At 59.0% G+C, this 25,011-nt stretch carries 19 protein-coding genes; 10 read left to right on the top strand and 9 right to left on the bottom strand.

From position 1 onward, the window contains the following. Positions 1 to 137: 137 nt before the first annotated feature. Positions 138 to 1,244 carry a site-specific integrase gene (locus tag AAIL66_RS18585; protein WP_343497410.1) on the top strand — a complete coding sequence of 369 codons (1,107 nt, stop codon included), beginning with the start codon at positions 138 to 140 and terminating at the stop codon, positions 1,242 to 1,244. Here AAIL66_RS18585 and AAIL66_RS18580 read toward each other — a convergent pair. Beyond that, positions 1,214 to 2,134: an alpha/beta hydrolase gene (locus AAIL66_RS18580; RefSeq protein ID WP_052053018.1), complete on the bottom strand. Its 921-nt coding sequence runs from the start codon at positions 2,132 to 2,134 to the stop codon at positions 1,214 to 1,216. The genes AAIL66_RS18585 and AAIL66_RS18580 overlap by 31 nt on opposite strands. Positions 2,135 to 2,486: 352 nt before the next feature. Here AAIL66_RS18580 and AAIL66_RS18575 point away from each other — a divergent pair, with 352 nt between their 5' ends. Beyond that, positions 2,487 to 3,422, top strand: a complete 936-nt coding sequence (locus AAIL66_RS18575; protein WP_343497409.1) for an outer membrane protein transport protein — start codon at positions 2,487 to 2,489, stop codon at positions 3,420 to 3,422. A 53-nt stretch (positions 3,423 to 3,475) separates the two neighbouring features. Here the strand turns inward: AAIL66_RS18575 and AAIL66_RS18570 are convergent, their stop codons facing one another. From AAIL66_RS18570 to scpA, 6 genes are all read right to left on the bottom strand, one after another. Further along, on the bottom strand, positions 3,476 to 3,940 hold the full coding sequence (locus AAIL66_RS18570) for a VOC family protein (protein WP_034355415.1): 465 nt from the start codon (positions 3,938 to 3,940) through the stop codon (positions 3,476 to 3,478). Positions 3,941 to 4,009: 69 nt separating this feature from the next. Further along, entirely contained in the window at positions 4,010 to 4,606 is a 597-nt protein-coding gene (locus AAIL66_RS18565) for a YdcF family protein (RefSeq protein ID WP_343497408.1), read from the bottom strand. A gap of 151 nt (positions 4,607 to 4,757) precedes the next feature. Then, complete coding sequence (locus AAIL66_RS18560; RefSeq protein WP_059441047.1) at positions 4,758 to 6,806, bottom strand: acetyl/propionyl/methylcrotonyl-CoA carboxylase subunit alpha; 2,049 nt, start codon at positions 6,804 to 6,806, stop codon at positions 4,758 to 4,760. Between the two features lie 27 nt (positions 6,807 to 6,833). Next, positions 6,834 to 8,369 (bottom strand): acyl-CoA carboxylase subunit beta, encoded by a 1,536-nt coding sequence (locus AAIL66_RS18555; protein ID WP_003065036.1) that lies wholly within the window; start codon positions 8,367 to 8,369, stop codon positions 6,834 to 6,836. An 80-nt stretch (positions 8,370 to 8,449) separates the two neighbouring features. After that, complete coding sequence (gene meaB / locus AAIL66_RS18550; RefSeq protein ID WP_197483902.1) at positions 8,450 to 9,454, bottom strand: methylmalonyl Co-A mutase-associated GTPase MeaB; 1,005 nt, start codon at positions 9,452 to 9,454, stop codon at positions 8,450 to 8,452. A 37-nt stretch (positions 9,455 to 9,491) separates the two neighbouring features. Continuing rightward, a complete protein-coding gene (scpA, locus tag AAIL66_RS18545) occupies positions 9,492 to 11,666 on the bottom strand; it encodes a methylmalonyl-CoA mutase (protein ID WP_034381153.1) in 2,175 nt (724 codons plus the stop codon). Between the two features lie 122 nt (positions 11,667 to 11,788). Here scpA and AAIL66_RS18540 point away from each other — a divergent pair, with 122 nt between their 5' ends. From AAIL66_RS18540 to AAIL66_RS18530, 3 genes are all read left to right on the top strand, one after another. Continuing rightward, complete coding sequence (locus tag AAIL66_RS18540; RefSeq protein ID WP_003065031.1) at positions 11,789 to 12,424, top strand: GntR family transcriptional regulator; 636 nt, start codon at positions 11,789 to 11,791, stop codon at positions 12,422 to 12,424. Between the two features lie 120 nt (positions 12,425 to 12,544). Next, a complete protein-coding gene (locus AAIL66_RS18535) occupies positions 12,545 to 14,089 on the top strand; it encodes an MHYT domain-containing protein (RefSeq protein ID WP_034355430.1) in 1,545 nt (514 codons plus the stop codon). 76 nt (positions 14,090 to 14,165) lie between these two features. Further along, positions 14,166 to 16,115: a long-chain fatty acid--CoA ligase gene (locus tag AAIL66_RS18530; RefSeq protein WP_343497406.1), complete on the top strand. Its 1,950-nt coding sequence runs from the start codon at positions 14,166 to 14,168 to the stop codon at positions 16,113 to 16,115. A gap of 126 nt (positions 16,116 to 16,241) precedes the next feature. Here the strand turns inward: AAIL66_RS18530 and AAIL66_RS18525 are convergent, their stop codons facing one another. Beyond that, positions 16,242 to 16,916: an alpha/beta fold hydrolase gene (locus AAIL66_RS18525; RefSeq protein ID WP_034402890.1), complete on the bottom strand. Its 675-nt coding sequence runs from the start codon at positions 16,914 to 16,916 to the stop codon at positions 16,242 to 16,244. A gap of 838 nt (positions 16,917 to 17,754) precedes the next feature. On the opposite strand from AAIL66_RS18525, the gene dusA reads away from it, so the two are divergent. The 3 genes from dusA to AAIL66_RS18510 all read left to right on the top strand — a co-directional run bounded on the left by dusA (position 17,755) and on the right by AAIL66_RS18510 (position 21,084). Then, positions 17,755 to 18,789: a tRNA dihydrouridine(20/20a) synthase DusA gene (dusA, locus tag AAIL66_RS18520; RefSeq protein ID WP_343497404.1), complete on the top strand. Its 1,035-nt coding sequence runs from the start codon at positions 17,755 to 17,757 to the stop codon at positions 18,787 to 18,789. A gap of 169 nt (positions 18,790 to 18,958) precedes the next feature. Continuing rightward, positions 18,959 to 20,392, top strand: a complete 1,434-nt coding sequence (gene phaZ / locus AAIL66_RS18515; RefSeq protein ID WP_003065012.1) for a polyhydroxyalkanoate depolymerase — start codon at positions 18,959 to 18,961, stop codon at positions 20,390 to 20,392. Positions 20,393 to 20,421: 29 nt separating this feature from the next. Beyond that, positions 20,422 to 21,084, top strand: a complete 663-nt coding sequence (locus AAIL66_RS18510) for an RnfABCDGE type electron transport complex subunit B (RefSeq protein WP_343497403.1) — start codon at positions 20,422 to 20,424, stop codon at positions 21,082 to 21,084. Between the two features lie 93 nt (positions 21,085 to 21,177). On the opposite strand, the gene AAIL66_RS18505 is transcribed toward AAIL66_RS18510, so the two are convergent. Beyond that, positions 21,178 to 22,671, bottom strand: a complete 1,494-nt coding sequence (locus AAIL66_RS18505) for a methyl-accepting chemotaxis protein (RefSeq protein WP_343497402.1) — start codon at positions 22,669 to 22,671, stop codon at positions 21,178 to 21,180. A 189-nt stretch (positions 22,672 to 22,860) separates the two neighbouring features. Between AAIL66_RS18505 and dapC the strand changes: the two genes are divergently transcribed. Beyond that, the gene (gene dapC, locus AAIL66_RS18500) at positions 22,861 to 24,066 is read left to right on the top strand and encodes a succinyldiaminopimelate transaminase (protein ID WP_046461490.1); all 1,206 of its coding nucleotides are present in this window, start codon (positions 22,861 to 22,863) and stop codon (positions 24,064 to 24,066) included. A gap of 81 nt (positions 24,067 to 24,147) precedes the next feature. Next, on the top strand, positions 24,148 to 24,981 hold the full coding sequence (gene dapD / locus AAIL66_RS18495; protein ID WP_003065004.1) for a 2,3,4,5-tetrahydropyridine-2,6-dicarboxylate N-succinyltransferase: 834 nt from the start codon (positions 24,148 to 24,150) through the stop codon (positions 24,979 to 24,981). The last annotated feature ends 30 nt before the right edge of the window (positions 24,982 to 25,011 follow it).

Here is a 25,011-nt window from a genome sequence, read left to right as displayed (position 1 = left end):
CTTCGGCATGCCGTGCCAGGTCTTGCCAATCGCTTCTGGAAATTGCCGCTCAAAGCCGCCCGGCTTCTACAGACTTCTTGACTGGCTGGCGCCAATCAACAGCGTTTGGCAGAGGAAGTCCGGGCGAAAATAGCGCCATGGATTCAAGCAAGCCCTCGCCCTTCCCTGTTCCTGTGACTTTTGATGCCAACCGCCTGCAGATACAGGATGTGCAGGAGTCCGCTCTTGCACCCAAAGCGCATGAAGCCATCAAGGAACTGATGCATGAAGGCGAATCCAGCAATACGCGCAGCAGCTATCAAAGTGCCATGCGTTATTGGGCAGCCTGGCACCTGCTGCGCCTTGGCCAGCCCATGCAACTGCCGCTGCGGGCTTCCACGGTGCTGCAATTCATCATCGATCATGCCCAGAGGCAGAGCGGTGCCGGCCTGCTTCATGAGATGCCGCCCGAAATCGATGAAGCCCTGGTTGCAGCCGGCTACAAGGGCAAAAAAGGGGCACCTTCACACAGCACGCTGGTGCATCGCATGGCCGTGATGTCCAAGGCGCATCAGGTGCATGCGATGCCCAATCCCTGTCAGGACGGGGCAGTCAAGGAGCTGATGTCGCGCACGCGCAAGGCCTATGCAAGGCGTGGCGAGTTGCCGCAGAAGAAAGAGGCGCTGACGCGCGATGTGCTGGAGGAGTTGCTGGCAAGCTGCGATGACAGCTTGCGCGGCCTGCGCGATCGGGCGCTACTGCTGTTTGCCTGGGCCAGTGGCGGGCGTCGCCGTTCCGAAGTGGCTGGCGCCGATATGCGTTTCCTGCGCACTGTGGCTAATGGGGAGTTCATCTACACCCTGAGTCATAGCAAGACCAACCAGAGCGGCACCGATGCCCCCGAGAATCACAAGCCCGTTACCGGCCGTGCCGCCATTGCCTTGAAAGCATGGCTTGATGGCGCACGGATTACCGAAGGACCTATCTTCAGGCGCATCCGCAAAGGAGGCCATGTGGCAGAGCCACTGACTCCCGCTGCTGTACGCAACATCGTCAAAGAACGCTGTGCGCTGGCTGGTGTGGAAGGAGACTTTTCGGCACACTCGCTGCGCTCGGGATTTGTGACCGAGGCCGGCAGACGCAATCTGCCGCTGGCTGACACCATGGCATTGACCGGGCACCACAGCGTGAACACCGTACTCGGTTACTTCCGCGCCGACTCGGCACTCAACAATCAGGCTGCGCGCATGCTGGACGAGGACTGATCAAGCCCCATCAGTTGCAGTGCAGTTTGATGAATGGCGGATTGCGGATTGGCCAGTTGCAGCGGCAAATCAAAGTGGTTGGTCGCCGGCGCCTCCACCCATCGCCCCGGCAGACAACGCGCCTGCCATGCAGCCAGATATTCGCGCGACTGGCGCTTGAATTCATGGCTTTCAAACTCGCCACAACTCACGCGCAGCTGGCACTGACCATGCGTACTCGCATCGGGCAGCAGAAAGCGCGGGCTGTTGCGTATCGCAGCAGCATCGTCGAGTTGCATCCAACCGTTGATATGGGTTGTCAGCAGCGGCTGCAGGTCGAACAGACCGCTCAAGGTCAATACCGATCGAGGCACGGCCTGCACTGGCAAGTCATAGTCTTGCTGCCACCCCCTGGCCAGCAACATGGCTGCCAGATGTCCACCGGCCGAGCTGCCGCAGACACAGATATTGCTGGCATCGCCGCCGTAGATGGCGATATTTCGCACCACCCAGGCATAGGCCTGGCGCATCTGATCGACGATATGGTCCAGCGTGACAGCCGGAGCCAGATCGTAGTCAGGCACCACGACGATAGCACCCTCCCGCGTCAGCGCGGGTGCCATGAATGCCGAATCATCCTTGCTCAAGGCCTTCCAGTAGCCGCCGTGAATGAAGATGAGAACAGGCGCAGCTTGTGCTTTCGCAGCCTGAGTTGTGGGCAGATAGATATCCAGAACATCCATAGCCCTGGGGCTGTAGCGCTGGTTGCGAACTGTGCCAGGCAATGCAAACGCGGCCTGGCTTTCCTGCGTGTAGCGCGCCAGATACGCAAGCGGATCCTGCACGCTGGCGCGGGCGTTGTATTGGCGGTCGTAGTAAGCAGTCGTGAGGACGGTCGAGATGGGAGTCATTTTTCTGCGCGGCTTTGGTCGTCGGGCGGCGATCACTCGCAACGCACAGCATAAGCCACGCGGGTAGCTCTCTGGAGCCCCGAAAGCGTCAACTGCACGAGCCTGCATCCTCCAATTAGACCTATGCGCCTGTCACTTAGACACATTAAATTACATTCATGCAACTGAAATCAGAGCGTTGGAGCAGGTGTTGAGAAAAGCAAAAGCGGGGGCTGGCTGTGCAGCCATGATGTGGGGGCTCTGCGCCCAGGCCGGCGGCCTTGATAGAACAGGCCAGGATCTCGGACCTCTATTTGAGAACGGCAGCTATCTTTCCGTAGAGACCTATACGGTTCGGCCCCGGATCCAGGGCATGGATGCCTTAGGCAAGTCCACCGGACAGGTCGCCGACGATTACACCCAATGGGGCTTTGCATACAAGCAGGATGTGAATCCACGCACCTCGGTGCTGCTCATGCTGAGCAAGCCTTTTGGCCTCGACATCGCTTACAGCCCTCTGCAATCGCCTCTTTTTGGCGGCACGCAGGCCCGTGTGAGCAGCCACGAGCTCATGGGAGCCCTGCGCTACCGCTGGAGTGAGCACTGGGCTGTACATGGCGGGCTGCGTCTGCAGCGCACCGAAGGGCATGTCGCTCTGGGGGGGATGGTGTTTGGAGCACTCAATGGATACCGGGTGGACTTCAGACCCAGTACTGAGCCTGGCTACTTGCTAGGCATGAGCTATGAGCGCCCGGATATGGCTTTCCGCGTCGCTGCAACCTATTACTCTGCCATCAAGCACAAGATCGCTACCCGTGAAAACCTATGGCCGGGCGAAACAAGGACGGCATCGACTGCCCCGCAAAGCTTGAACCTGGATATCCAGACAGGCATCACGCCAGGCACTATGCTCTTTGGACAGATCCGCTGGACCAACTGGTCACAATTCAGGCTGTATCCGCAGACCTTGGCGGCGGTACTGCCAGGCCACAGCCTGGCAGACATGGAGGACACCACCACCTACACGCTGGGTCTTGGGCAGAGGCTGGCTGCGAACTGGTCCGGCTTTGTCGCCGTAGCTTATGACAAGCGCAGCGACAAGGCCGCGCTGTCGCCATTGCGCCCCACCGACGGCCGCCTTGGCTACACCGTAGGGGTGAGCTATCAGCAAGGCCAGTTCAAGCTCACGCCCTGGCTGAGCTACCAACGTCTGGGCTCGATAGATATTTCCAGCGGCGGCACGACCCTGGCGACCTTCGATGCCGAGTCCGCCACGGCGTTCGGGATCAAGCTCGGCTATCAGTTCTGAGAGCAGTCGCAGCGTTCACGCTGCTGCAATCTGACAGCCGATGCCCGAAGCGCTCAACCCAGCGCCGCAATCACGTCGGCCGGAGCCTGCACTAGCTCGATCAGCACGCCCTCGCCGGCAATCGGAAACTCGTCATTGCTCTTGGGGTGCAGGAAAGTGATGTCATAGCCTGCCGCTCCCTTGCGGATACCGCCAGGAGCAAATCGCACGCCATTGGCCGTCAGCCATTCCACGGCCTTGGGCAGGTCGTCGATCCACAGGCCGATGTGGTTCAGCGGCGTGGCGTGCACAGCGGGCTTTTTCTCGATGTCCATGGGCTGCATGATGTCCACTTCCACCTTCATCGCGCCCCGTCCCATGGACAGTATGTCCTCGTCCACGTTTTCGCGCTCGCTCTGAAAGGTGCCGGTCTGCTCCAGACCCAGCATGTCCACCCACAGCTTTTTCATGCGCTGTTTATCGGTACCACCGATGGCGACTTGCTGAATGCCCAGAACCTTGAAAGGACGATTGCTCATGAATGACTCCTTTATTGATAGCTTAAATCGCAATACTGGTATGCGCTAGAGCCGTTATTTAATAAAATATCAGACCTCGCCCAGCAACCAGCTGCTGGCCATGGCAAAGTATTCGCGCAGCCAGGCATTGAAACGTGTGGCCAAGGGCGTGGGCGCCGCCACAGGATAGACCTCGGGCAGATCCTGGCGCTTTGCAATGTCCATGGCGCGCATCAGATGAAAGTCGCTGCTGACCATGGCCATGGGCGCATCCGCAGCCACGCCGCGCTCGGCCAGCACCGGCCTGGGATAACCATCGAGCGTACCGCTGCCCAGCACTACGATGGATTGAACGGGCGGCACTTGCTGCGGCGAAAGGCCCAGGCCGGACAGGCGGCTCCAGAACCAGAACAGGCTGATCAGCCACAGCGCCAGAATGACCCAGCCCAGCGACCACAGCCTTTGACTCAAGGGCCTGGACGCACGCCAATGCTGCACTGAACGCCATTTCCAACTCAGCCAAAAGGCCCCGGCACCCAACATGGCGGGCAGCACCACGCCCACATTGAAATGCCCCATGCCCATCAGTACCAGTGCATCGGCCAATAGCAGCGCTCCCAGCAAAGCCAGCAGTGCGCGCGCGCATCTGGCTGAGCGGGAAATCGGGGTATCTGCTTTCAATGTCATAGCTGCTGGCTCATATTGGATAAGGGGCAGCGCCTATATTATTGAAAACTGCAAAGCCCGCAGAGCCCAAGCCCTGCGGGCTTTTGCTTCGGGGCCTGATCTGCAGCCCGGCCGCATGCCGGTGCCGGACCCAGGCCCCGAAAAGCGCTCATCACTCAAATTCCAGAATGATGTCGTCCACTGCCAGCGAATCTCCCTTGGCGGCGCTGATCTTGCTGACCACGCCGTCCTGGGCCGCGAACAGAATGTTCTCCATCTTCATGGCTTCGATGACGGCCAGCTTCTCGCCTGCCTGCACCCTCTGGCCGGGCTGCACGGCCACATCGACCAGCAGGCCGGGCATGGGCGAGAGCAGGAATTTGGACAAGTCGGGCGGGGCCTTGTAAGGCATGAGCTTGTGCATCTCGGCACCCTTGGGCGAGAGCACCAGCACATCGGCTTGCGTGCCGTTGTGGATGACGCGCAGAGCCAGCGGGTTCTTGCCGTTGCCGCGCTCGATCTGGCAGGTGAACGCCTTGCCGTTGCAGACGCCGCGCACCACCAGATCGCGAATATCGGCATTGCTGCGGAATTCGTAGGCCTTGTCGTCGATCACCACCTTGCAGACGCGGGCCTGGGCATCAAAGTCGGTCACCTCGCCAGTCACATACTGGTTCTTGCCTTCTGCCCCCAGAACCACAGCGGTGTACTTCTCGCCCACCTGCACCTGGTGGCCTTGCATCTGGCCGGTGATGGTCGATGCACGCGCACGGTAGCGGCGATTGCGGAACAGGGCCAGAGCCACCAGGAAGTCGGGATCATCGTGGGGCACGTCCTCGGCATGGAAGCCGTCGGCATAGTGCTGGGCGATGAAACCGGTGTTGAACTTGCCCGAGACAAAGTCCGGGTGCGCCAGCAGGGCCGCCTGGAACGGGATGTTTGAGCTGATGCCGCGGATGGCAAAACCGTTGAGTGCTTCGCGGGCCTTGGCGATGGCATCGTTGCGATCCTTGCCATGCACGATGAGCTTGGCAATCATCGAATCGTAGTACATGGGGATCTCGCCACCGTCATAGACGCCGGTATCCACACGCACGCCGTTCAGGTGCTCGGTGTCGGACTGCCACATAGTCTGCTCGGGCGGCGCAAATCGCACCAGGCGGCCAGTCGAAGGCAGGAAATTGCGGAACGGGTCTTCGGCGTTGATACGGCACTCGATGGCCCAGCCGTCGCGCTTCACATCGGCCTGGGTGAAAGACAGCTTTTCGCCGGCGGCCACGCGGATCATCTGCTCGACCAGATCGAGGCCGGTGATGCATTCGGTCACCGGGTGCTCCACCTGCAGACGGGTGTTCATCTCCAGGAAGTAGAAGTCCTGGTCCTTGCCGACCACGAACTCCACGGTGCCGGCGCTCTGGTATTTGACGGCCTTGGCCAGGGCCACGGCCTGCTCGCCCATGGCCTTGCGGGTTTCGTCACTGATGAAGGGCGAAGGCGCTTCCTCGATCACCTTCTGGTGACGGCGCTGGATCGAGCATTCGCGCTCGTTCAGGTAAACCACATTGCCGTGGCTATCGCCCAGAATCTGGATTTCGATATGGCGGGGCTCCTGAACAAATTTCTCGATGAAGATACGGTCATCGCCAAAGCTGTTGCGAGCCTCGTTCTGGCAGGAGGCAAAACCTTCAAAGGCTTCCTTGTCGTTGAAGGCCACGCGCAGACCCTTGCCGCCGCCACCGGCCGAAGCCTTGATCATCACGGGGTAGCCTATGCCCTTGGCGATTTCCACTGCCTGCTCGGGGCCTGCGATGGCGTCGTTGTAGCCAGGGATGGTGTTGACTTGGGCTTCGCCGGCCAGCTTCTTGGAGGCAATCTTGTCGCCCATGGCAGCAATGGAATGCGACTTGGGGCCGATGAAGGCAATGCCCTCTTCTTCGCAGCGCTTGGCAAAGCCCTCATTTTCCGAGAGAAAACCGTAGCCGGGGTGCACTGCCTGTGCGCCGGTCTGCTTGCAGGCTTCAATGATTTTCTCGCCCAGCAGATAGGACTCGCGACTGGGTGCAGGGCCCAGGCGCACGGCCTCGTCGGCCAGCTTGACATGGCGCGCGTCCTTGTCGGCATCGGAATAGACCGCCACGGTCTGGATGCCCATCTTGCGCGCGGTGGCGATGACTCGGCAGGCGATCTCGCCACGGTTGGCGATCAGAATCTTGGTAAACATGGATATATCTCCTGGTTCTTCTTGTTCTTACAGAGGAATGTTCCCGTGCTTGCGCCAGGGGTTGTCCAGCTGCTTGTTCTTGAGCATCTCCAGCGAGCGGCAGATGCGCTTGCGCGTTTCATGCGGCTGGATCACATCGTCGATAAAGCCACGGGCACCGGCCACAAAGGGGTTGGCAAAGCGTTCCTTGTATTCCGCTTCGCGCGCGGCCAGCTTCACCGGATCGTTCTTGTCTTCGCGGAAGATGATCTCCACCGCGCCCTTGGCACCCATCACGGCGATTTCCGCATGGGGCCAGGCCAGGTTCACGTCGCCACGCAAATGCTTGGAAGCCATCACGTCGTACGCGCCGCCATAGGCCTTGCGGGTGATGACGGTGATCTTCGGCACCGTGGCTTCGGCATACGCGTACAGCAACTTGGCGCCGTGCTTGATGATGCCGCCGTATTCCTGAGAGGTACCGGGCATGAAACCGGGCACGTCGACAAAGGTGACCACGGGGATGTTGAAGGCATCGCAAAAGCGCACGAAGCGCGCCGCCTTGATGGAGGATTTGATGTCCAGGCAGCCAGCCAGCACCAGGGGCTGATTGGCTACGACGCCCACGGTCTGGCCGGCCATGCGGGCAAAACCGATGATGATGTTCTTGGCGTACTCGGGCTGCAGCTCGAAGAAATCGCCATCGTCCACGGTCTTGAGAATCAGCTCCTTCATGTCGTAGGGCTTGTTGGCGTTTTCAGGCACCAGCGTATCCAGCGACATGTCGGCGCGGCCCACGGGGTCTGTGGTTTCGCGCACGGGAGCCTTTTCCTTGTTGTTCAAGGGCAGATAGTTATAGAGGCGACGCAGCATCATCAGTGCTTCCACGTCATTGTCGAAAGCCATGTCGGCCACGCCGCTCTTGGTGGTGTGGGTGATGGCTCCGCCCAGCTCTTCGGCCGTGACTTCCTCGTGAGTCACTGTCTTCACGACTTCGGGCCCGGTCACGAACATATAGGAGCTGTCCTTGACCATGAAGATGAAGTCGGTCATGGCCGGCGAGTACACGGCGCCGCCGGCACTAGGGCCCATGATCATGGAGATCTGGGGCACCACACCCGAGGCCAGCACATTCTTCTGGAATACATCGGCATAGCCGCCCAGAGAGGCAACGCCTTCCTGGATACGCGCGCCGCCCGAATCGTTGAGGCCGATGACGGGAGCTCCGACCTTCATGGCCTGGTCCATCACCTTGCAGATCTTCTCTGCATGGGTTTCGGACAGCGCGCCGCCGAAAACCGTGAAGTCCTGGCTGAACACAAAGACCAGACGGCCGTTGATCATGCCGTAGCCGGTGACCACGCCGTCGCCCGGGATCTTGGTGTTTTCCATGCCGAAGTCCGTGCAGCGGTGCTCCACGAACATGTCCCACTCTTCAAAAGTGCCGTCGTCCAGCAGCAGCTCGATACGCTCACGCGCCGTCAGCTTGCCTTTCTTGTGCTGCGCATCGATGCGCTTTTGTCCCCCACCCAACCGAGCGAGTTCTCGCTTGGCTTCCAGCTGCTTCAGGATATCGTCTTGCATGCTTGTCCTCTAACGTGATTTGGGTTGCTTGTCTCGCAATGGTGATGCTGCGATGCTATGGTAATAAGAGCTGCTAGCGCCTACTGCATTTGGGCTAGAAGCAGATTTCTTGCTGCGGTACTGGCAGCGATACGACCTGCTGCCACATCGTCCTGAAGGACGGGGAGCATGGCCTTGACCTGCGGATGCTGGCGAAACGCCTGCTTGAGGCCGAAGTCGATGCGCTCCCACATCCAGGACAGGGCTTGCTTCTCGCGGCGCAGGGCCAGGCGACCGTTGACGGTCTGCAGCTCTCTGAAGCTGCTGACTGCAGCCCAGAAGCCCTCCACCCCCTGCCCCAGCAAGGCACTGATCTGCAGCACACGCGGCTGCCACAGCGCGCCGGTGTTGGCGTGGTCGGGGTTGCCGTGCATGCCCAGCAGGCGCAGGCTCGATGTGATCTGGGCCTGGGCACGCGTGGCCGCATGGGGGTCGATGTCGGCCTTGTTGATGACCACCAGATCGGCCAGCTCCATCACGCCCTTCTTGATGGCCTGCAGGTCGTCACCCGCATTGGGCAGCTGCAGCACGCAGAACATGTCCGTCATGCCGTGCACGGCGATCTCGCTCTGACCCACGCCCACGGTCTCGACGATGACCACGTCGTAACCGGCGGCTTCGCAGACCAGCATGGCCTCGCGCGTCTTTTCGGCCACGCCGCCTAGCGTGCCGCTGCTGGGACTGGGGCGGATATAGGCCTCCAGCCGCATGGACAGTTGCTCCATGCGGGTCTTGTCGCCGAGGATGGAGCCGCCCGAAACGGTACTGGACGGATCAATCGCCAGTACGGCGACACGCAGACCCTTCTCTATCAGGAACAGGCCCAGGGCTTCGATGAAGGTGGATTTGCCGACGCCCGGCACGCCGCTGATGCCAAGGCGAAATGCCTTGCCCGTGTGCGGCAGCAGAGCGGTGAGCAGACCGTCAGCCTGTTCACGGTGGTCGGCCCGGGAGGATTCAAGCAAGGTAATGGCCTTGGCCATGGCCCGGCGCTGCACGGCAGGGTCGCCGCGCAGGATGCCGTCTTGCATTTGCTCAGGGGTCACGTTGCGATCGCCTTTGCTATCAATGCTTGCCGGCCGATCAGAGACCGTTGGCCTTCTTGATCTGCTCCAGCACATCCTTGGCGCTGGCAGGAATGGGAGTGCCGGGTCCGTATACGCCCTTGACGCCCGCGTTGTAGAGGAAATCATAGTCCTGAGCGGGAATCACACCGCCCACAAAGACGATGATGTCGTCCGCACCCTGCTTCTTGAGCTCGGCAATGATGGCTGGCACCAAAGTCTTGTGCCCGGCGGCCAGAGTGGAGACACCCACAGCGTGCACATCGTTCTCGATGGCCTGGCGAGCGCATTCTTCGGGGGTCTGGAACAGAGGCCCCATGTCCACGTCGAAACCCAGGTCGGCAAAGGCAGTGGCGACCACCTTGGCTCCACGGTCATGGCCATCCTGACCCAGCTTGGCGATCATCACTCGGGGGCGTCGGCCCATGGCCTGCGAAGCGGTGTTGATTTCTTCCTTGAGCTTGTCCCAGCCTTCGGCGGAGTCATAAGCGGCAGCGTACACACCGGTCACCTTCTGGGTATCGGCGCGGTGGCGGCCAAACGCCTTTTCCATCGCGTCGGAAACTTCACCTACCGTGGCACGCAGACGCACGGCCTTGATGGACAGATCCAGCAGATTGCCCTCGCCGGACTCTGCCGCTGCCGTGATGGCAGCCAGCGCAGCTTCGACCAGGGCTGCATCGCGCTTAGCCTTGATATTCTTGAGCCGCGCAATTTGGCTGTCACGCACCTTGACATTGTCCACTTCCAGAATGTCGACCGGGTCTTCCTTGGCCAGCTTGTACTTGTTGACGCCGACGATGACTTCCTTGCCCGAGTCGATACGCGCCTGCTTCTCGGCGGCGGCAGCCTCGATCTTGAGCTTGGCCCAGCCGCTATCCACCGCGGCAGTCATGCCGCCCATGGCATCGACCTCTTCAATGATGGCCCAGGCCTTGTCGGCCATTTCCTGGGTCAGTTTTTCCATCATGTAGGAGCCGGCCCAGGGGTCGATCACATTGGTGATATGGGTCTCTTCCTGAATGATCAGTTGTGTGTTGCGGGCAATACGGGCAGAGAACTCCGTGGGCAGGGCGATGGCCTCGTCCAGCGCATTGGTGTGCAGGGACTGGGTGCCGCCGAACACGGCCGCCATGGCTTCGATAGTGGTGCGCACCACGTTGTTGTAGGGGTCCTGTTCGGTCAGCGACCAACCCGAAGTCTGGCTATGGGTGCGCAGCATCAGGCTCTTGGGGTTCTTGGCGTCAAAGCCTTTCATGATGCGGCACCACAGCAGGCGCGCAGCACGCATCTTGGCCACTTCCAGGTAGAAATTCATGCCCACGGCCCAGAAGAAGGACAGACGGCCCGCAAAAGCGTCCACGTCCATGCCCTTGGCAATGGCTGTCTTCACATATTCCTTGCCGTCGGCCAACGTGAAAGCCATTTCCAGCGCCTGGTTGGCACCGGCTTCCTGCATGTGGTAGCCCGAGATCGAGATCGAGTTGAACTTTGGCATGTTCTGGCTCGTGTACTCGATGATGTCGCCAATGATCTTCATCGACGGCTTGGGCGGATAGATATAGGTGTTGCGCACCATGAACTCTTTCAGAATATCGTTCTGAATCGTTCCCGCGAGCTGGTCCTGCGAGACGCCCTGCTCTTCGGCGGCTACCACATAGCCGGCCAGCACGGGCAGCACGGCGCCGTTCATGGTCATGGAAACGGACACCTTGTCCAGAGGGATCTCGTTGAAGAGGATCTTCATGTCCTCGACGGAGTCAATCGCCACACCGGCCTTGCCCACATCCCCCGTCACGCGTGGATGGTCAGAGTCGTAGCCACGGTGCGTAGCCAGGTCAAAAGCGACGGAAACGCCTTGACCGCCGGCAGCCAGGGCCTTGCGATAGAAGGCGTTGGATTCTTCGGCGGTGGAGAATCCCGCGTACTGGCGAATGGTCCAGGGCCGGCCTGCATACATGGTGGCCTGGGGGCCGCGGATATAAGGGGCGAATCCCGGCAGCGTGTTGGTAAAGGGCAGATCGGCAGTGTCTTCAGCCGTATACAGCGGCTTGACGGTGATGCCGTCCGGCGTGACCCAGTTCAGGTTGTTGATGTCGCCACCGGGGGCCGCCTTGTTGGCGGCCTTGTTCCAGGCTTGCAGATCAGCGGGTGCAAATTCTTGTGGGTCCTGTGCCGGATTCTCTTGGCTCATGTTGTCTCTCGTATGCGGTGCGCGCAGTGAAGTTTGGAATTGCGGTGAACTACCTAGATGCGCCTAGTGTACATGATTCATAATTATGAATTCAAAATACTTGCAGCATATAATCTCGCGTAATGACAAGCAAAACACTTACTCCTCTTGCGCTATATGAGCAGGTCGCCGAGCAGTTGCGTCAACGCATCTTCCGGCGAGAGCTTGAGCCCGGAGCCTGGATCGACGAACTCAAGATTGCCGAGGAATACGGCATCAGCCGCACCCCCCTGCGCGAGGCACTGAAAGTATTGGCCGCTGAAGGTCTGGTGACCATGAAGCTGCGTCGAGGCGCTTACGTGACCGAGGTATCGCGCAAGGACATCTCCGACGTCTATCGATTGCTGAGTCTGCTGGAGGCAGATGCTGCGGCCGAGGTTGCCGGCAAGGCCACGGACGAGCAATTGCAGCGTCTGCAGCAGACCCACGAGGAGTTGAAGCGGAACACAGCCGACGCCGAGCGGTTTTTTGCGCTCAACGAGAGCTTTCACATGCAGATTCTCGATATTGCCGATAACCGCTGGCGTAACCAACTGGTGGCCGATTTGCGCAAGGTCATGAAGCTGAACCGTCACAAATCACTGTTCAAACAAGGCCGTATTGAAGATTCCTTGGCAGAGCACGAAGCCATCATGCAAGCACTGCTGAAGCGCGATCCGAAAATTGCCATGAGCGCAGTGCAGCAGCATTTCTCAAATGGACTCGACGCTGCGATCTAAAAGATCCATGTTCGATCCGTTCTAGTATTTATCCTACAAATTTGAAATATTGGATTACCCACTTCATGCGATGCTTGTCAGGTAACTGAATGTGCTTTCAGTGTTACAGGACCATGATTCATGCTGGCGCAATTTTTCTGGAGCCCGTCTGCCGACGCTCACGTGCTAAAGGGTGAATATGACCCCTTCCTTGTGACCTTATCGCTGGCAGTTTGTTGGATTGCCTCTGGTCAAGCTTTGCGCCATGCTGCTTTTGCCAGACTGGCCACATCAAGGCAGTTGCGCAACTGGTCTATTGTGAGCGGGTCGCTGGCACTGGGCATAGGCATCTGGGCCATGCATTTCATCGGCATGCTCGCTTATTCGATGCATGCTGCAGTTCAGTATGATTTGCCGGTCACCGTCTTCTCGATCATTCCAGGTATCGCGGCATCAGCAGTGGCCCTTGCCTTGCTGGCTCACAATGAACTCAATCTCAGGCAATTGGCATTAGGCGGCTTGACGGTTGGTATCGGCATTGCTGCAATGCATTACAGCGGCATGGCAGCAATGCGCATGCCTGCCACGCACCAGTACTCACCACTCTGGTTTGCCATTTCTCTCATTGTTGGCGTAGCGCTGGCCACCTTGGCGCTCTGGATTCGTTTCGGGCTGGCACGCTTCAACCTCAAACAAGACCACTGGCGCAAAACGCTGGCAGCCATCATCATGGGCGCCGCGATCTCAGGCATGCATTACACAGCCATGCTGGCGCTGCGAGTCACGGCCGAGCATGAAACGCATGACGCGGCATCATCAAACGATCGTTTGATTCTGGCGCTGACCATTGCCGTTATTACTCTGCTATTTGGCGGACTGATCGCACAGGCCAATGCCTTGATTCAGTACCGCAGTCGCTGGCAGAAAGTGGATATGAATGAAGCCCGACTGCAAGCTTTGGTGAATATGGCAGCAGATGGAATTATCTGCATCGATAATCGGGGATGCGTAACGGATTACAACCCTGCAGCTGAGGTCATATTCGGCTGGAGCCCAGATGAAGTATTGGGCCAGAACGTGAAAATGCTCATGCCCGCAGCGCTGTTCAACCAGCATGATCATTATCTGGAACAGCATGAAGCCGGCCAGCGAAACAACGCGCCACCTCTGAAGAACAAGATTTCAGAGGTGCTCGGCCAGCACAAGGACGGTACGCTGATTCCCATGCGCCTGGCCTTGAGCCAGGCCGAGGCTCGGGGTCAGCGCATGTATGTAGGCCTTCTGACCGATCTCTCAGACCGCAAGCGAACCGAACGGCAACTACATATAGCTGCCACGGTATTCAATCATTCCTTCGAAGGCATGGTGGTCCTTGATGCGAACCGGAAAATTGTAGATATCAATCCGGCCTTTGCGCGTATCAGCGGCTTGAACCGCCAGGGAGCGAAGAACAAGGAGTTCTCCAGTCTTTTCATCCACGACGATGACAACACGGCAGTCCAGTGGTCGCAGATCTGGACCGAAATCGGTAAAAAAGGGCACTGGCAAGGCCTGCGTGTCATGCACCATGACAGGAACCGACATCAGATTTCCCTGACGGCAGTGCGCGACGAGCAGCATCGCCTGCACCATTACATCGCGGTCTGCTATCAAAGCATCGATATCCCGCTTGGAGCCACGATCTGAGCCCTATACCAGCCTGGATGTCTCTGGCGCTATCATTCGCGTAGCGGGAAATTGCCCGCTTCCTGAAGGCAAGCGCATGAACCAAGCAAGTGAAACTGATGTACTGGGTCTCCAAGCAGAGAAACAGCATTTGACTATCGAGCAAGTGCAAACCTTGCCAGAGCTTCTGGCCATGCGGGTTCGCTGCACGCCATCAGGCGAGGCTTACCGAGAGTTCGATGAAAGCACAAATGCCTGGAAAAGCCTGAGCTGGGCCGAAACAGCCGAACGTGTCGCTCTGTGGAGCCACGCCTTATGTGCCTCGAATCTTCCTCCAGGCGCAAGGGTTGCAATCTTGCTGCCCAATGGTTTTGATGCAATGACCATCGACCAGGCCTGTCTGCGCTGTGGTTACGTGCCAGTTCCTCTGCATGCCATCGACAATGCTGGCAGCATTGCCTACATCCTGGCCGACTCGGGTGCTTCCTTGCTGGTCGTGGCCGACGCCAAGGCCTGGCAGAGAATTTGTGCTACAGGTCAGGACCTGCCGGGACTCCAGGCCGTTATTCACGCACAGCAAGGCCGTCCAATCGATTCATCGAATGCCTACGTCGTACCTGTCGAGCAAGCAGAGCAGGACTCAGTCAAGGCCTTGCAGCGTAAGCCGGTCATTGTTTTGTCTGCCTGGCTTCAGGCTGGTCAGCAGCATACCTCTGCCCTCCCCCTGCCACCAAAGAAAACGGAGCTGGCGGGCATTGTCTACACCTCCGGTACGACGGGAAAGCCCAAGGGCGTCATGCTCACTCACGACAACGTGGTCAGTGATTTACACGCGGTGATGCAGCGTGTGAAGGCCTTCCCTGAGGACGTCTTTCTCTCGTTCCTGCCGCTCTCTCACACTTTCGAGCGAACTGCAGGCTACTACCTGGCTGTTGCTACCGGTTCCTGCGTCGCCTACGCACGCTCTGTTGCACAACTCGCACAGGATATGAAACAGGTCAAGCCGACCATACTGATCTCGGTGCCTCGCATCTATGAACGTGTTTATGCCAAGATTCAGGAGTCGTTTGCTTCCAGCCCTTTCAAGCACAAGCTGTTCGACGCTGCAGTCAACAAAGGCTGGAAGAGCTTCTGCGCTCATCAAGGCATGCCCTTGGGCGAGCAACTGGAAGCCAAGGCGAGCTGGGCTTCTGCCTTGCCCGGCTGGCTTTTGCGCAAACTTGTCGCCCAGCCCCTACTTGCGCAGTTTGGAGGCCGGCTTCGCGTGGCTGTGAGTGGCGGAGCTCCACTGTCTCCGACAATTGCGCGCACTTTTCTAGGTCTGGGCCTGCCCATGGTGCAAGGCTATGGCATGACCGAAACCTCTCCTGTCGTCAGCGCCAACGGGCTCGACGATAACTGGCCCGATACCGTTGGCCGCGTACTGCCGGGAATTGAGGTTCGAATTGGCGAGGATCAGGAGTTGCAGGTGTCTGGCCCGGTAGTGATGCGCGGTTATTGGAACCGTCCGGAAGACACTGCCAAAGCCTTTACTGCCGACGGATGGCTGAGAACCGGCGACCAAGCTTCAATCGAAAATGGCCGTATCCGAATTAAAGGTCGCATCAAGGAAATCATTGTTACATCGACGGGTGAGAAAGTGCCTCCCAATGATGTGGAACAGGCCATCCTCGTCGATCCCCTGTTTGAGCAAGTGTTTGTCGTTGGCGAGGATCGTCCGTTCATCGCCTGTATTGCGGTTGTTAGTCAAGTGGAGTGGGAAATCCTTTCCAGGAGTATTGGCCTAAACCCGAATGATGGATCCAGTCTGCAGCATGCAGCGGCAGAGAGAGAAGCGCTTACCCGAATCGAAAAGCAGACACGCAGCTTTGCCCGTTATGCAGTGCCCAGAGCCATCCACCTGGTCAGGGATAGTTGGAACATTGACAACGGCTTGATGACCCCTACCCTCAAGCTCAAGCGAAAGAACCTGATGGCTCACTACAAAGACGCTATCGAGCAGATGTACGTCAAACCCATTGACAGCTGGAAGACAAAGGCTCAGTAATTGATCGAGACAGGGTGTAAGGAGCCCTAGAGAATTTCATGTAAGTTACATTAAATATTTCTATTAATCTCAGACATGGGCAAGATGCCTTGCAATCAACTTCTGATTCCGTTACTAACTTCATATTCACCGACCTTCTCTCTTCTTCAGCCATTCGATGACGATGTCTGACACCGGCTTCTCATAGCCACGGTAATCATGCTTTGCTCCGGAGACCTCCACTTGCGTAAAGTTCTCGGAAACGAGGGACTTGCGAAAAGAAGCTGCTCTCGCATCCATTTCGTTGTCACCGTACACATCGACAACTGGAAGCTTCACTTTTCGCAGATTTAGATTGGTGTTAACAGGTTCCTTGCCTCCCGCAGTCAATCCGACCCCGATGAAACCTACAATCGGCGCAGTGGGATTGTTTGTCAGGAAGCCAGTTGCCATACGCCCACCCATGCTGTGCCCCATCAAGTAGATGCGCTCCACTCCTTTCTGCATTTTCAGATATTCAATTGCAGATTGAATTCGCTGATAGGCCTCCGGAAACGAGGCGGCAAGCTCGGGCGAATCAGGCGAGTCTGCGCCAGGATCCGGCATCCGCAAAGAGAAGGTGTGGAAGCCTAAGTCTTTGTGAATAGCACGCCTCAATGGCCCGACTACGTTACCGTCGGGAGAGTTCCCTCTGCCATGAGCCAGGACAACTCCCACCTTGGAGTCCTTTCCGTCAAGATACTCACCTTGAGGCATCTGCGCCGTAACCGGCATCGCCAAGACGCAACTGAAAACCCATATGAGTGATTTGAGCACTGACATCACAGGTACTCCCTTGGTAAGAGTTAGCTCTGGCGTGACGGACTTGCGCTTCAATAGCGCTAACTTGAGAGAATTGAACCCGCTACACATACTCTTGGAAGTCATCAATAGAGGCTCACTACTGTCCTCCAAAAGCCAGCTTACATGACCGCCAGGAGTCTTCTACCGCTCTTGAACTTAGCTGCTCTCGATAAATCAATCGATATTCATAGACCGCTTGATCTGCACCTGCAGGCTAAGCTGCTCTAATTCGTCGTCTCACCTTGCAAGATCACCTCTCAAACGGCAAATGATCTACAGTCTCTGCAGCTCCTGCACCAGCTTGTGCCTGCCATAGCGTGCCACGCGCCCAGGCAAGCCCGGTGCAACCAGACAATGTCATTGAGTACTTTGGCCAAGCCTATCCCCTCTTCGGTGCGCTAACCAGGCCTTCTGTAAGCACGTGATGTCGGCCGTCTTGGACCGCCCCCATGCCACGATGCCTTTTGCATCGCTGACATAATCCTGCAGTATCTGCTTGAGGGTGACGAGACCGTGAACAGGCAGGCCTGTCGCTTGGACCTCCTCGATTTCTGCTTCACGTCTCCGCAGCCATTCCTGGGCAAGAGCGCGCCGGGTGAACGTCTTGGACTCGGAAAGAGTCAGTTCTCCGCCTTCCTTCAGACGGATCTGAGCTGGAACGATATGACACCCTTGGCACTCTTTCGTTGGGTGATGGTTCCCATCAGTGCTCCATGAAATTCGTGGTGCGCCAATGTAGCATTCAGCATCAAAAAACCCGGAAAAACGGGGTACGACAGGGTCAATCTTCAGTGCACCACAAGGCACTTTTCATAGTATGAGCACCGAACAAACCTTTAAAAAACAACTAGATAGCAACATGTGGCGCATGTCGGTGGCGCCAATGATGGACTGGACAGACAAGCATTGCCGCTATTTCCACCGCCTGCTCAGCCAGCACACCCTGCTCTACACCGAAATGGTGACAACCGGAGCTCTGGTGCATGGCGATGTGGCTCGTCATCTGCGGTTTGAGGCCGAAGAGCACCCCGTGGCATTGCAATTGGGTGGCTCGGAGCCAGCAGATCTGGCGCACAGTGCACGCCTGGGCGAGCAATGGGGCTATGACGAGATCAATCTCAACTGCGGCTGCCCCAGCGAGCGCGTTCAGCGTGGGGCTTTCGGCGCCTGCCTGATGAACGAGGCCGCACTGGTAGCCGATTGCGTCAAGGCCATGGCCGATGTCGTGTCCGTGCCCGTCACTGTCAAGCACCGAATCGGCATCGACAAGATCGAAAGCTACGATTTTGTGCGCGACTTCGTCGGCACCGTTGCCGATGCAGGCTGCCAGGTGTTTGTGGTTCATGCCCGCAACGCCTGGCTCAAAGGCCTCTCCCCCAAGGAAAACCGTGAAATCCCGCCGCTGCGCTACGAAGTCGTGGCACAACTCAAGCGTGACTTTCCGGGCCTGACCATCGCGGTCAACGGCGGCATCAAGACCGACGACATAGTGCAGCAGCAGTTGCAGCAGGTCGATGGCGTCATGGTGGGCCGCGAGGCCTACCACAACCCCTGGTGGATGGCGTCCTGGGATGCTCTTTACTATCAGGATGAGAGCAGAGAGCGTACGCGCGAACAGATCGAAGAGCAGATGGTGCTGTATATGGAACGCGAAGCACGCGAGCATGGCACGCACTGGTATTCGATTGCCCGGCATATGCTGGGGCTGCGCAACGGCCTCGCCGGTGCGCGCCGCTGGCGCCAGGTCTGGAGCGACCACCGTCTCAAGACCCTGCCTGCGCACGAGGTTATGAAGCTGGCCCGCACCAAGCCGAACGAGATCCAGCCGGAACCCGCGGAGCAGATGCTTTGACCTTGCATGAAAAGCTGGCTTCGGTCAGCTTTTTTACTTTCAAGCGCGGCCAAGTCCGGCATGCGTTGCGCAATCCCCGCAGTTGCGCAGTTTGAAGGGAATTCACTACTTCGCATGTCAAACTCTGCTGTTATATTGCACTGCAACATAACCAGCAGAAGTGCGTCCCATGCTCTATCAGATCTACGAAATGCAGCGCGCAATGGTTGAGCCCTTTGCAGACTTTGCCCAGGCCGCCTCCAAGTTCTACAACAACCCCCACTCGGTCTTCAGCCAGGTGCCACTGGCCCAGCGCATGGCAGCGGGCTTCAACCTCATGTACCGCTTGGGCAAGGACTACGAAAAGCCCGAATTCGATCTGCATAACGTCGAAGTCAACGGCGTGGATGTCACCATCCGCGAGCGGGTGGAGGTCGACAAGCCGTTTTGTGAGCTGCGCCGCTTCAAGCGCTTTTCCGACGATCCAGAAACACTGGATCTCATGCTCAGCCAGCCTGTGGTGCTGATCGTTGCCCCCCTCTCGGGCCACTATGCCACCTTGCTGCGCGACACCGTGCAAAGCATGCTCGGAGGCCACAAGGTCTATATCACCGACTGGAAAAATGCCCGCACCGTGCCGCTGTCCGAGGGCGAGTTCCATCTGGACGACTATGTGAACTATGTGCAGGAATTCATTCGCTATCTGCAAGGGCGCTATGGTCAGTGTCATGTGGTCAGCGTCTGCCAGCCCACGGTGCCCGTGCTGGCGGCCGTCTCGCTGATGGCCAGCCGTGGCGAGGTGACGCCGCTGTCCATGACCATGATGGGCGGCCCTATTGATGCGCGCCGCTCACCGACGGCCGTCAACAACCTGGCCGAAACCCGCAGCTACGAATGGTTCGAGAACAACGTCATCTACGAGGTACCGAACAATTACCCCGGTGCCGGCCGCCGCGTCTACCCTGGTTTTTTGCAGTACTCGGGCTTTGTGGCCATGAATCCCGACCGCCATGCCAACAGCCATTACGACTATTTCAAGGATCTGATCAAGGGTGACGAGGCCAGCGCCGAGCACCACCGCAAGTTCTATGACGAGTACAACGCCGTGCTGGACATGGATGCCGACTACTATCTGGAGACCATCGCCACCGTGTTTCAGGAGTACAAGCTGGTCAAGGGCACCTGGGAAGTCAAAAACGAGCAGGGCCAGCCCGAGCTGGTGCGTCCTCAGGATATCCGCCACACAGCCTTGCTGACCGTGGAAGGCGAGCTCGACGATATCTCGGGCGCAGGCCAGACCCGCGCCGCCCATGATCTGTGTGCAGGCATCGCTGCCGAGGCGCGCCAGCATATCGAAGTCCAAGGTGCAGGCCATTACGGTATCTTCAGCGGCAGCCGCTGGCGCAAGACCGTCTACCCGCAGGTGCGCGACTTCATCCTGTCCCACCAGCCCGCGAGCGCGACAGCCGCCAGCGCCGCAGGCCATCTGAGCAGCGTCAGTGACGACGGAGCCGAGCTGGAAAGCAACGAGGCCCATGCCGACAAGTCTGCCAAGACCCTGAAAACAGGTCAAAATAGCGCCCCTGCCCAGAAAGGACGCGGCCCTCACCGCGCCAGGGCGTAAAGGCTCGCCAGACCAGAATGAACTCATCCATGTCCGCAGCCTCTTCGCTTCAAGCACTGGCTGCGAACATCGATGCAGCCCTGCCCCAGACACAGTGCACGCGCTGCGGTTATCCCGATTGCGCGTCCTATGCCAAGGCCATTGCTAGCGGAGAAGCAGCCATCAATCAATGCCCACCCGGTGGCCAGGAAGGCGTGCGCCGCCTGGCATCCATCACCGGCAGGCCGGAGTTGCCGCTCAGCGCTGCAAATGGCATCGAAACCCCGCGCACCCTGGCCCTGATCGACGAAGCCTGGTGCATAGGCTGCACGTTGTGCATCAAGGCCTGTCCCACCGACGCGATTCTGGGTGCCAACAAGCGCATGCACTCCGTGATTGCCGAGCATTGCACGGGCTGCGAGCTGTGCATTCCCGTCTGTCCGGTCGATTGCATAGAGCTGGTCAATGCCAGTGCCGAGGCCACGGGCTGGTCAGCCTGGAGCGCTGCCCAGGCCGAGCATGCCCGCCACCGCTATGGCGTGCATCTGCAGCGCACGGGTCGCAAGGCCAATGCGCCGGTGCGCACCACGGCACAGCCTCCCGCGGCAGACGCCGGTGCTCAGGCCGTCACGACGGCAGCGCCAGCACCCGACAAAAAGGCTGCGATTGCCGCCATTCTGGCCAAGGCCAAGGCTCAGCGCGCCCAGAATTGATACCGAATAAGCCGCTATCGCTTATGCAAAAAGCGCCAACAGCTCTTGATTCAATAGCATCTCCTGGGGCTGCAAAGCTCTCCCCGGGTCTCACTAGGCGCTGACCAGGCTTTTGTAGACGCCGCAGCCCCAGTACAGGCCTGCATGCTTGCAGACATAGGACATCTTGGTCTGTACCTGCTGGTTGCTGGGGTTGATGTAGTCATACTCGACCCAGCCCGGGCGCAACTCGGCCTGAGCCATGATGTCGGCCATCAGGCTGTCGCCGTCGATGCCGGGCACATCCTGCACGCGCAGCCCCACCTTGGCGGGATTGCCGCCGAAGGCACGGTACTCCCCTTCCGAGGACAGAGCGAACACATACATGTCGCGGTCGTGGAATGGCTGCTCAGGATCGGTCACGGTCTGCAGCAGGCTGGCGACACTGGACGAGCTTTTGGCTTGCCGCATGGTTGCCTGCACCAGGGCCACGGCCTCCTCGGCCGTGCCCTGCTGCAATCTGAAGCGCGACACCGCATCCGACAGATGCCGGGCGCGCAGCTGTAACTCCTGCGCCTGCTGCAGCGCCTGACCTACCATCTGGGCGTTGTGCTGGGTGATTTCGTCGATCTGACGCACGGCATTGCTGATTTCCTGAAGACCCGAGCTCTGGCTGCGGGCCGTGTCCGCAAGCGTCCCCATATGGGCAACCACATCGTGAATGGCCCGCGTCACGCCCTGGATCTCCTCGCCTGCACTGCGTAACTGCTGCGTGCTCTGGGCAACCTGCTGCACGGTCTCGCCGATCAACTGCCGAATCTCCTTGGCAGCTTCGGCGCTGCGCTGCGCCAGCGTCCGCACCTCACTGGCCACCACGGCAAAGCCACGCCCCTGTTCACCGGCTCTGGCAGCCTCCACCGCAGCGTTCAAGGCAAGAATATTGGTCTGGAAGGCAATGCCGTCAATCACGCCAATGATTTCCCGCATGCGCCCGGCATTGCGCTCTATCAGCTCCACCGACTGCACCGCATGCTGCATGGCTTGGGCGCCCTGATCGGCAGCGGCGCACACGCCGTCAGCGCGGGAATGTGCTGCCTTGCTCACTTCCGCATTGTGCTCAACCGCAGAGGTGAGCTGCTCGACACTGACCACCGTCTGCGCGAGATTGCTCGCCTGCATCTCGGTTCGTTCAGACAAGGCCTGATGGTCCTTGACCATGCCCTGTCCAGCCTGGGCAACCAGGGCCGCGTTGCTGCGAACATCGGCCACCATTGCCGACAACGCATGTACCATGGACTTGGTAAGGCTTGATGCGGAAAGTCCTTGTTGCGGCTCTCCGGCAACGCCAAGACTCAGGTCTCCATGAGCGACTCTTTCCAGCGCCAGCTGCATGTCCTGCCACTGCTGCCGCCAGCTCTTGTGAAGAGTACCGCCCCACAACAGCACTCCCATGATCCACAGCAGCAACCAGCCCAGCTGCCATGTTCCGCTCAGGCCCAGCACGGGCAAAACAGGCCCGGCCAGCAGCCATGGCAACCCCAAGCACAGCCATCCGGAATTCCTCATTCGTACGCGGTTTTTTTTGTCGGGCAAGATGCGCTTTTGCATTGCCTGTCTCCATTCGTTTTTTGTGGTCGACTTCGTTTGCTGAGCTCGCAGCCTGCTCACGGTAGCCCTTTGCTCTGTCATTCAGCTTACGTAACAAATTGCAATTTACGGTGCCTGCAAACCCGCAAAATCGAAACCATGAGCACTGTTTTCTCATGCGAAAATGGCATCAGCCCATAATGTGTCACTATGAATCCCCTGCTCTCGCGCTTACAGCCTTATCCGTTTGAACGCCTTCGCCAACTGTTTGCCTCTGCCCAGCCGCCCGAGGGCCTGCGCCCCATCAGCCTGGGCATCGGAGAGCCGCGCCACGCCACGCCGGCGTTCATTGAAAAAGCACTGAGCAGCGAACTCCAGGGCCTGTCCGTTTACCCCGCCACCGCCGGTCTGCCAGCGCTGCGCCAGGCCTGTGCGCAATGGGCCAACCGGCGCTATGGCGTAGAACTCGATGCAGCGACCCAGGTTCTGCCCGTCAATGGCTCGCGTGAAGCCCTGTTTGCCTTTACCCAGGTGGTGGTGGACAGCACCCGAGCCGGTGCGCGCGTCATCTGCCCCAATCCCTTCTATCAAATCTACGAAGGTGCGACGCTGCTGGCCGGGGCCACCCCCTATTACGCCGCCAGCGATGCTGCGCGCAACTTCGCCGTGAACTGGGATGCCGTGCCCGAGGAGGTATGGCAGAACACGCAGATGATTTTTGTCTGCTCTCCCGGCAACCCCACGGGCGCCGTGATGCCGCTCGGCGAATGGGAAAAGCTGTTCGCCCTGTCCGACAAACATGGCTTTGTGATTGCCAGCGACGAGTGCTACAGCGAGATCTACTTCCAGGAGGAAGCTCCGCTGGGCGGCCTGGAAGCGGCACAAAAGCTCGGTCGCCATGATTTCAAGAATCTGGTGATGTTCACCAGCCTGTCCAAACGCAGCAATGTGCCAGGACTGCGCAGCGGCTTTGTGGCAGGCGATGCGGCCCTGCTCAAGTCTTTCCTGCTCTACCGCACCTATCACGGCGGCGCCATGAGCCCCGTGGTGCAGACGGCATCGATTGCCGCCTGGGGCGACGAGGCCCATGTGCAGGAAAATCGCCGTCTCTACCGCGAGAAGTTTGCCCAGGTCACACCCGTGCTGTCCAGGGTCATGGATGTGAAGCTGCCCGATGCCAGCTTCTACCTCTGGGCTGGCATTCCGCCGCAATTGGGCATGGATGATGCACAATTCGCCAAGGAGCTGTATATTCATACAGGCGTGACAGTTTTACCGGGAAGCTATCTGGCACGTGAGGCCCATGGCTTCAACCCCGGAGCCAACCGCATTCGCATGGCTCTGGTGGCCGAGACGGCAGAATGCCTGGAAGCAGCTCAGCGCATTGCCCGGTTCATCGAGTCGCGCATACGCTGATTTCCACCCCAGCGCCTGCCCGGTGCAGGCCTTTATGACTTAACGATTCACCTCAACTTTCGATCCTTGACCGAAAACATCATGACGCAACAACTGCAATCCATCATCGACAACGCCTGGGACAACCGTGCCACTATTTCGCCTTCCGCCGCCCCCAAGGAAGTGGTGGATGCCGTGGAGCACGTGATTGCCGAACTCAATGACGGCAAGCTGCGCGTGGCCAGCCGCGAAGGCGTGGGCCAGTGGACCGTGCACCAGTGGATCAAGAAGGCCGTGCTGCTGTCCTTCCGTCTCAAGGACAATGCCCTGATCAACGGCGGCGCCCTGAACTTCTTCGACAAGGTGCCCACCAAGTTCGAGGGCATGAGCGAAGCCGAGATCGCCGCCACCGGCGTGCGCGTGGTGCCTCCTGCCGTGGCCCGTCGCGGCTCCTTCATCGCCAAGGGCGCGATCCTGATGCCTTCCTATGTGAACATCGGCGCCTATGTGGACGAAGGCACCATGGTCGACACCTGGGCCACCGTGGGCTCCTGCGCTCAAGTAGGCAAGAACGTGCACCTGTCGGGCGGCGTGGGCCTGGGCGGCGTGCTTGAGCCCCTGCAAGCCAACCCCACCATTATTGAAGACAACTGCTTCATCGGCGCCCGCTCCGAAGTCGTAGAAGGCGTGATCGTGGAAGAGAATTCCGTTCTGGGCATGGGCGTGTACATCGGCCAGTCCACGCCCTTGTTCAACCGCGAAACCGGCGAAATCACCTACGGCCGCGTGCCCAGCGGCTCGGTGGTGGTCAGCGGCAACATCCCCAAGCAGACCAAGGATGGCAAGGACTACTCCATGTATGCCGCCATCATCGTCAAGCGCGTGGATGCACAGACCCGCTCCAAGACCAGCATCAACGACCTGCTGCGCGACTGATGGGCGCCTGGCCCCGCTTGCTCTGCCTTG

This window comes from Comamonas sp. F1-6 (genome assembly GCF_039581415.1).
Taxonomy (GTDB): Bacteria; Pseudomonadota; Gammaproteobacteria; order Burkholderiales; family Burkholderiaceae_C; genus Comamonas; species Comamonas thiooxydans.
Note: the sequence above shows the minus strand (reverse complement) of the source record. Positions and strands in the feature narration are given on the sequence as shown.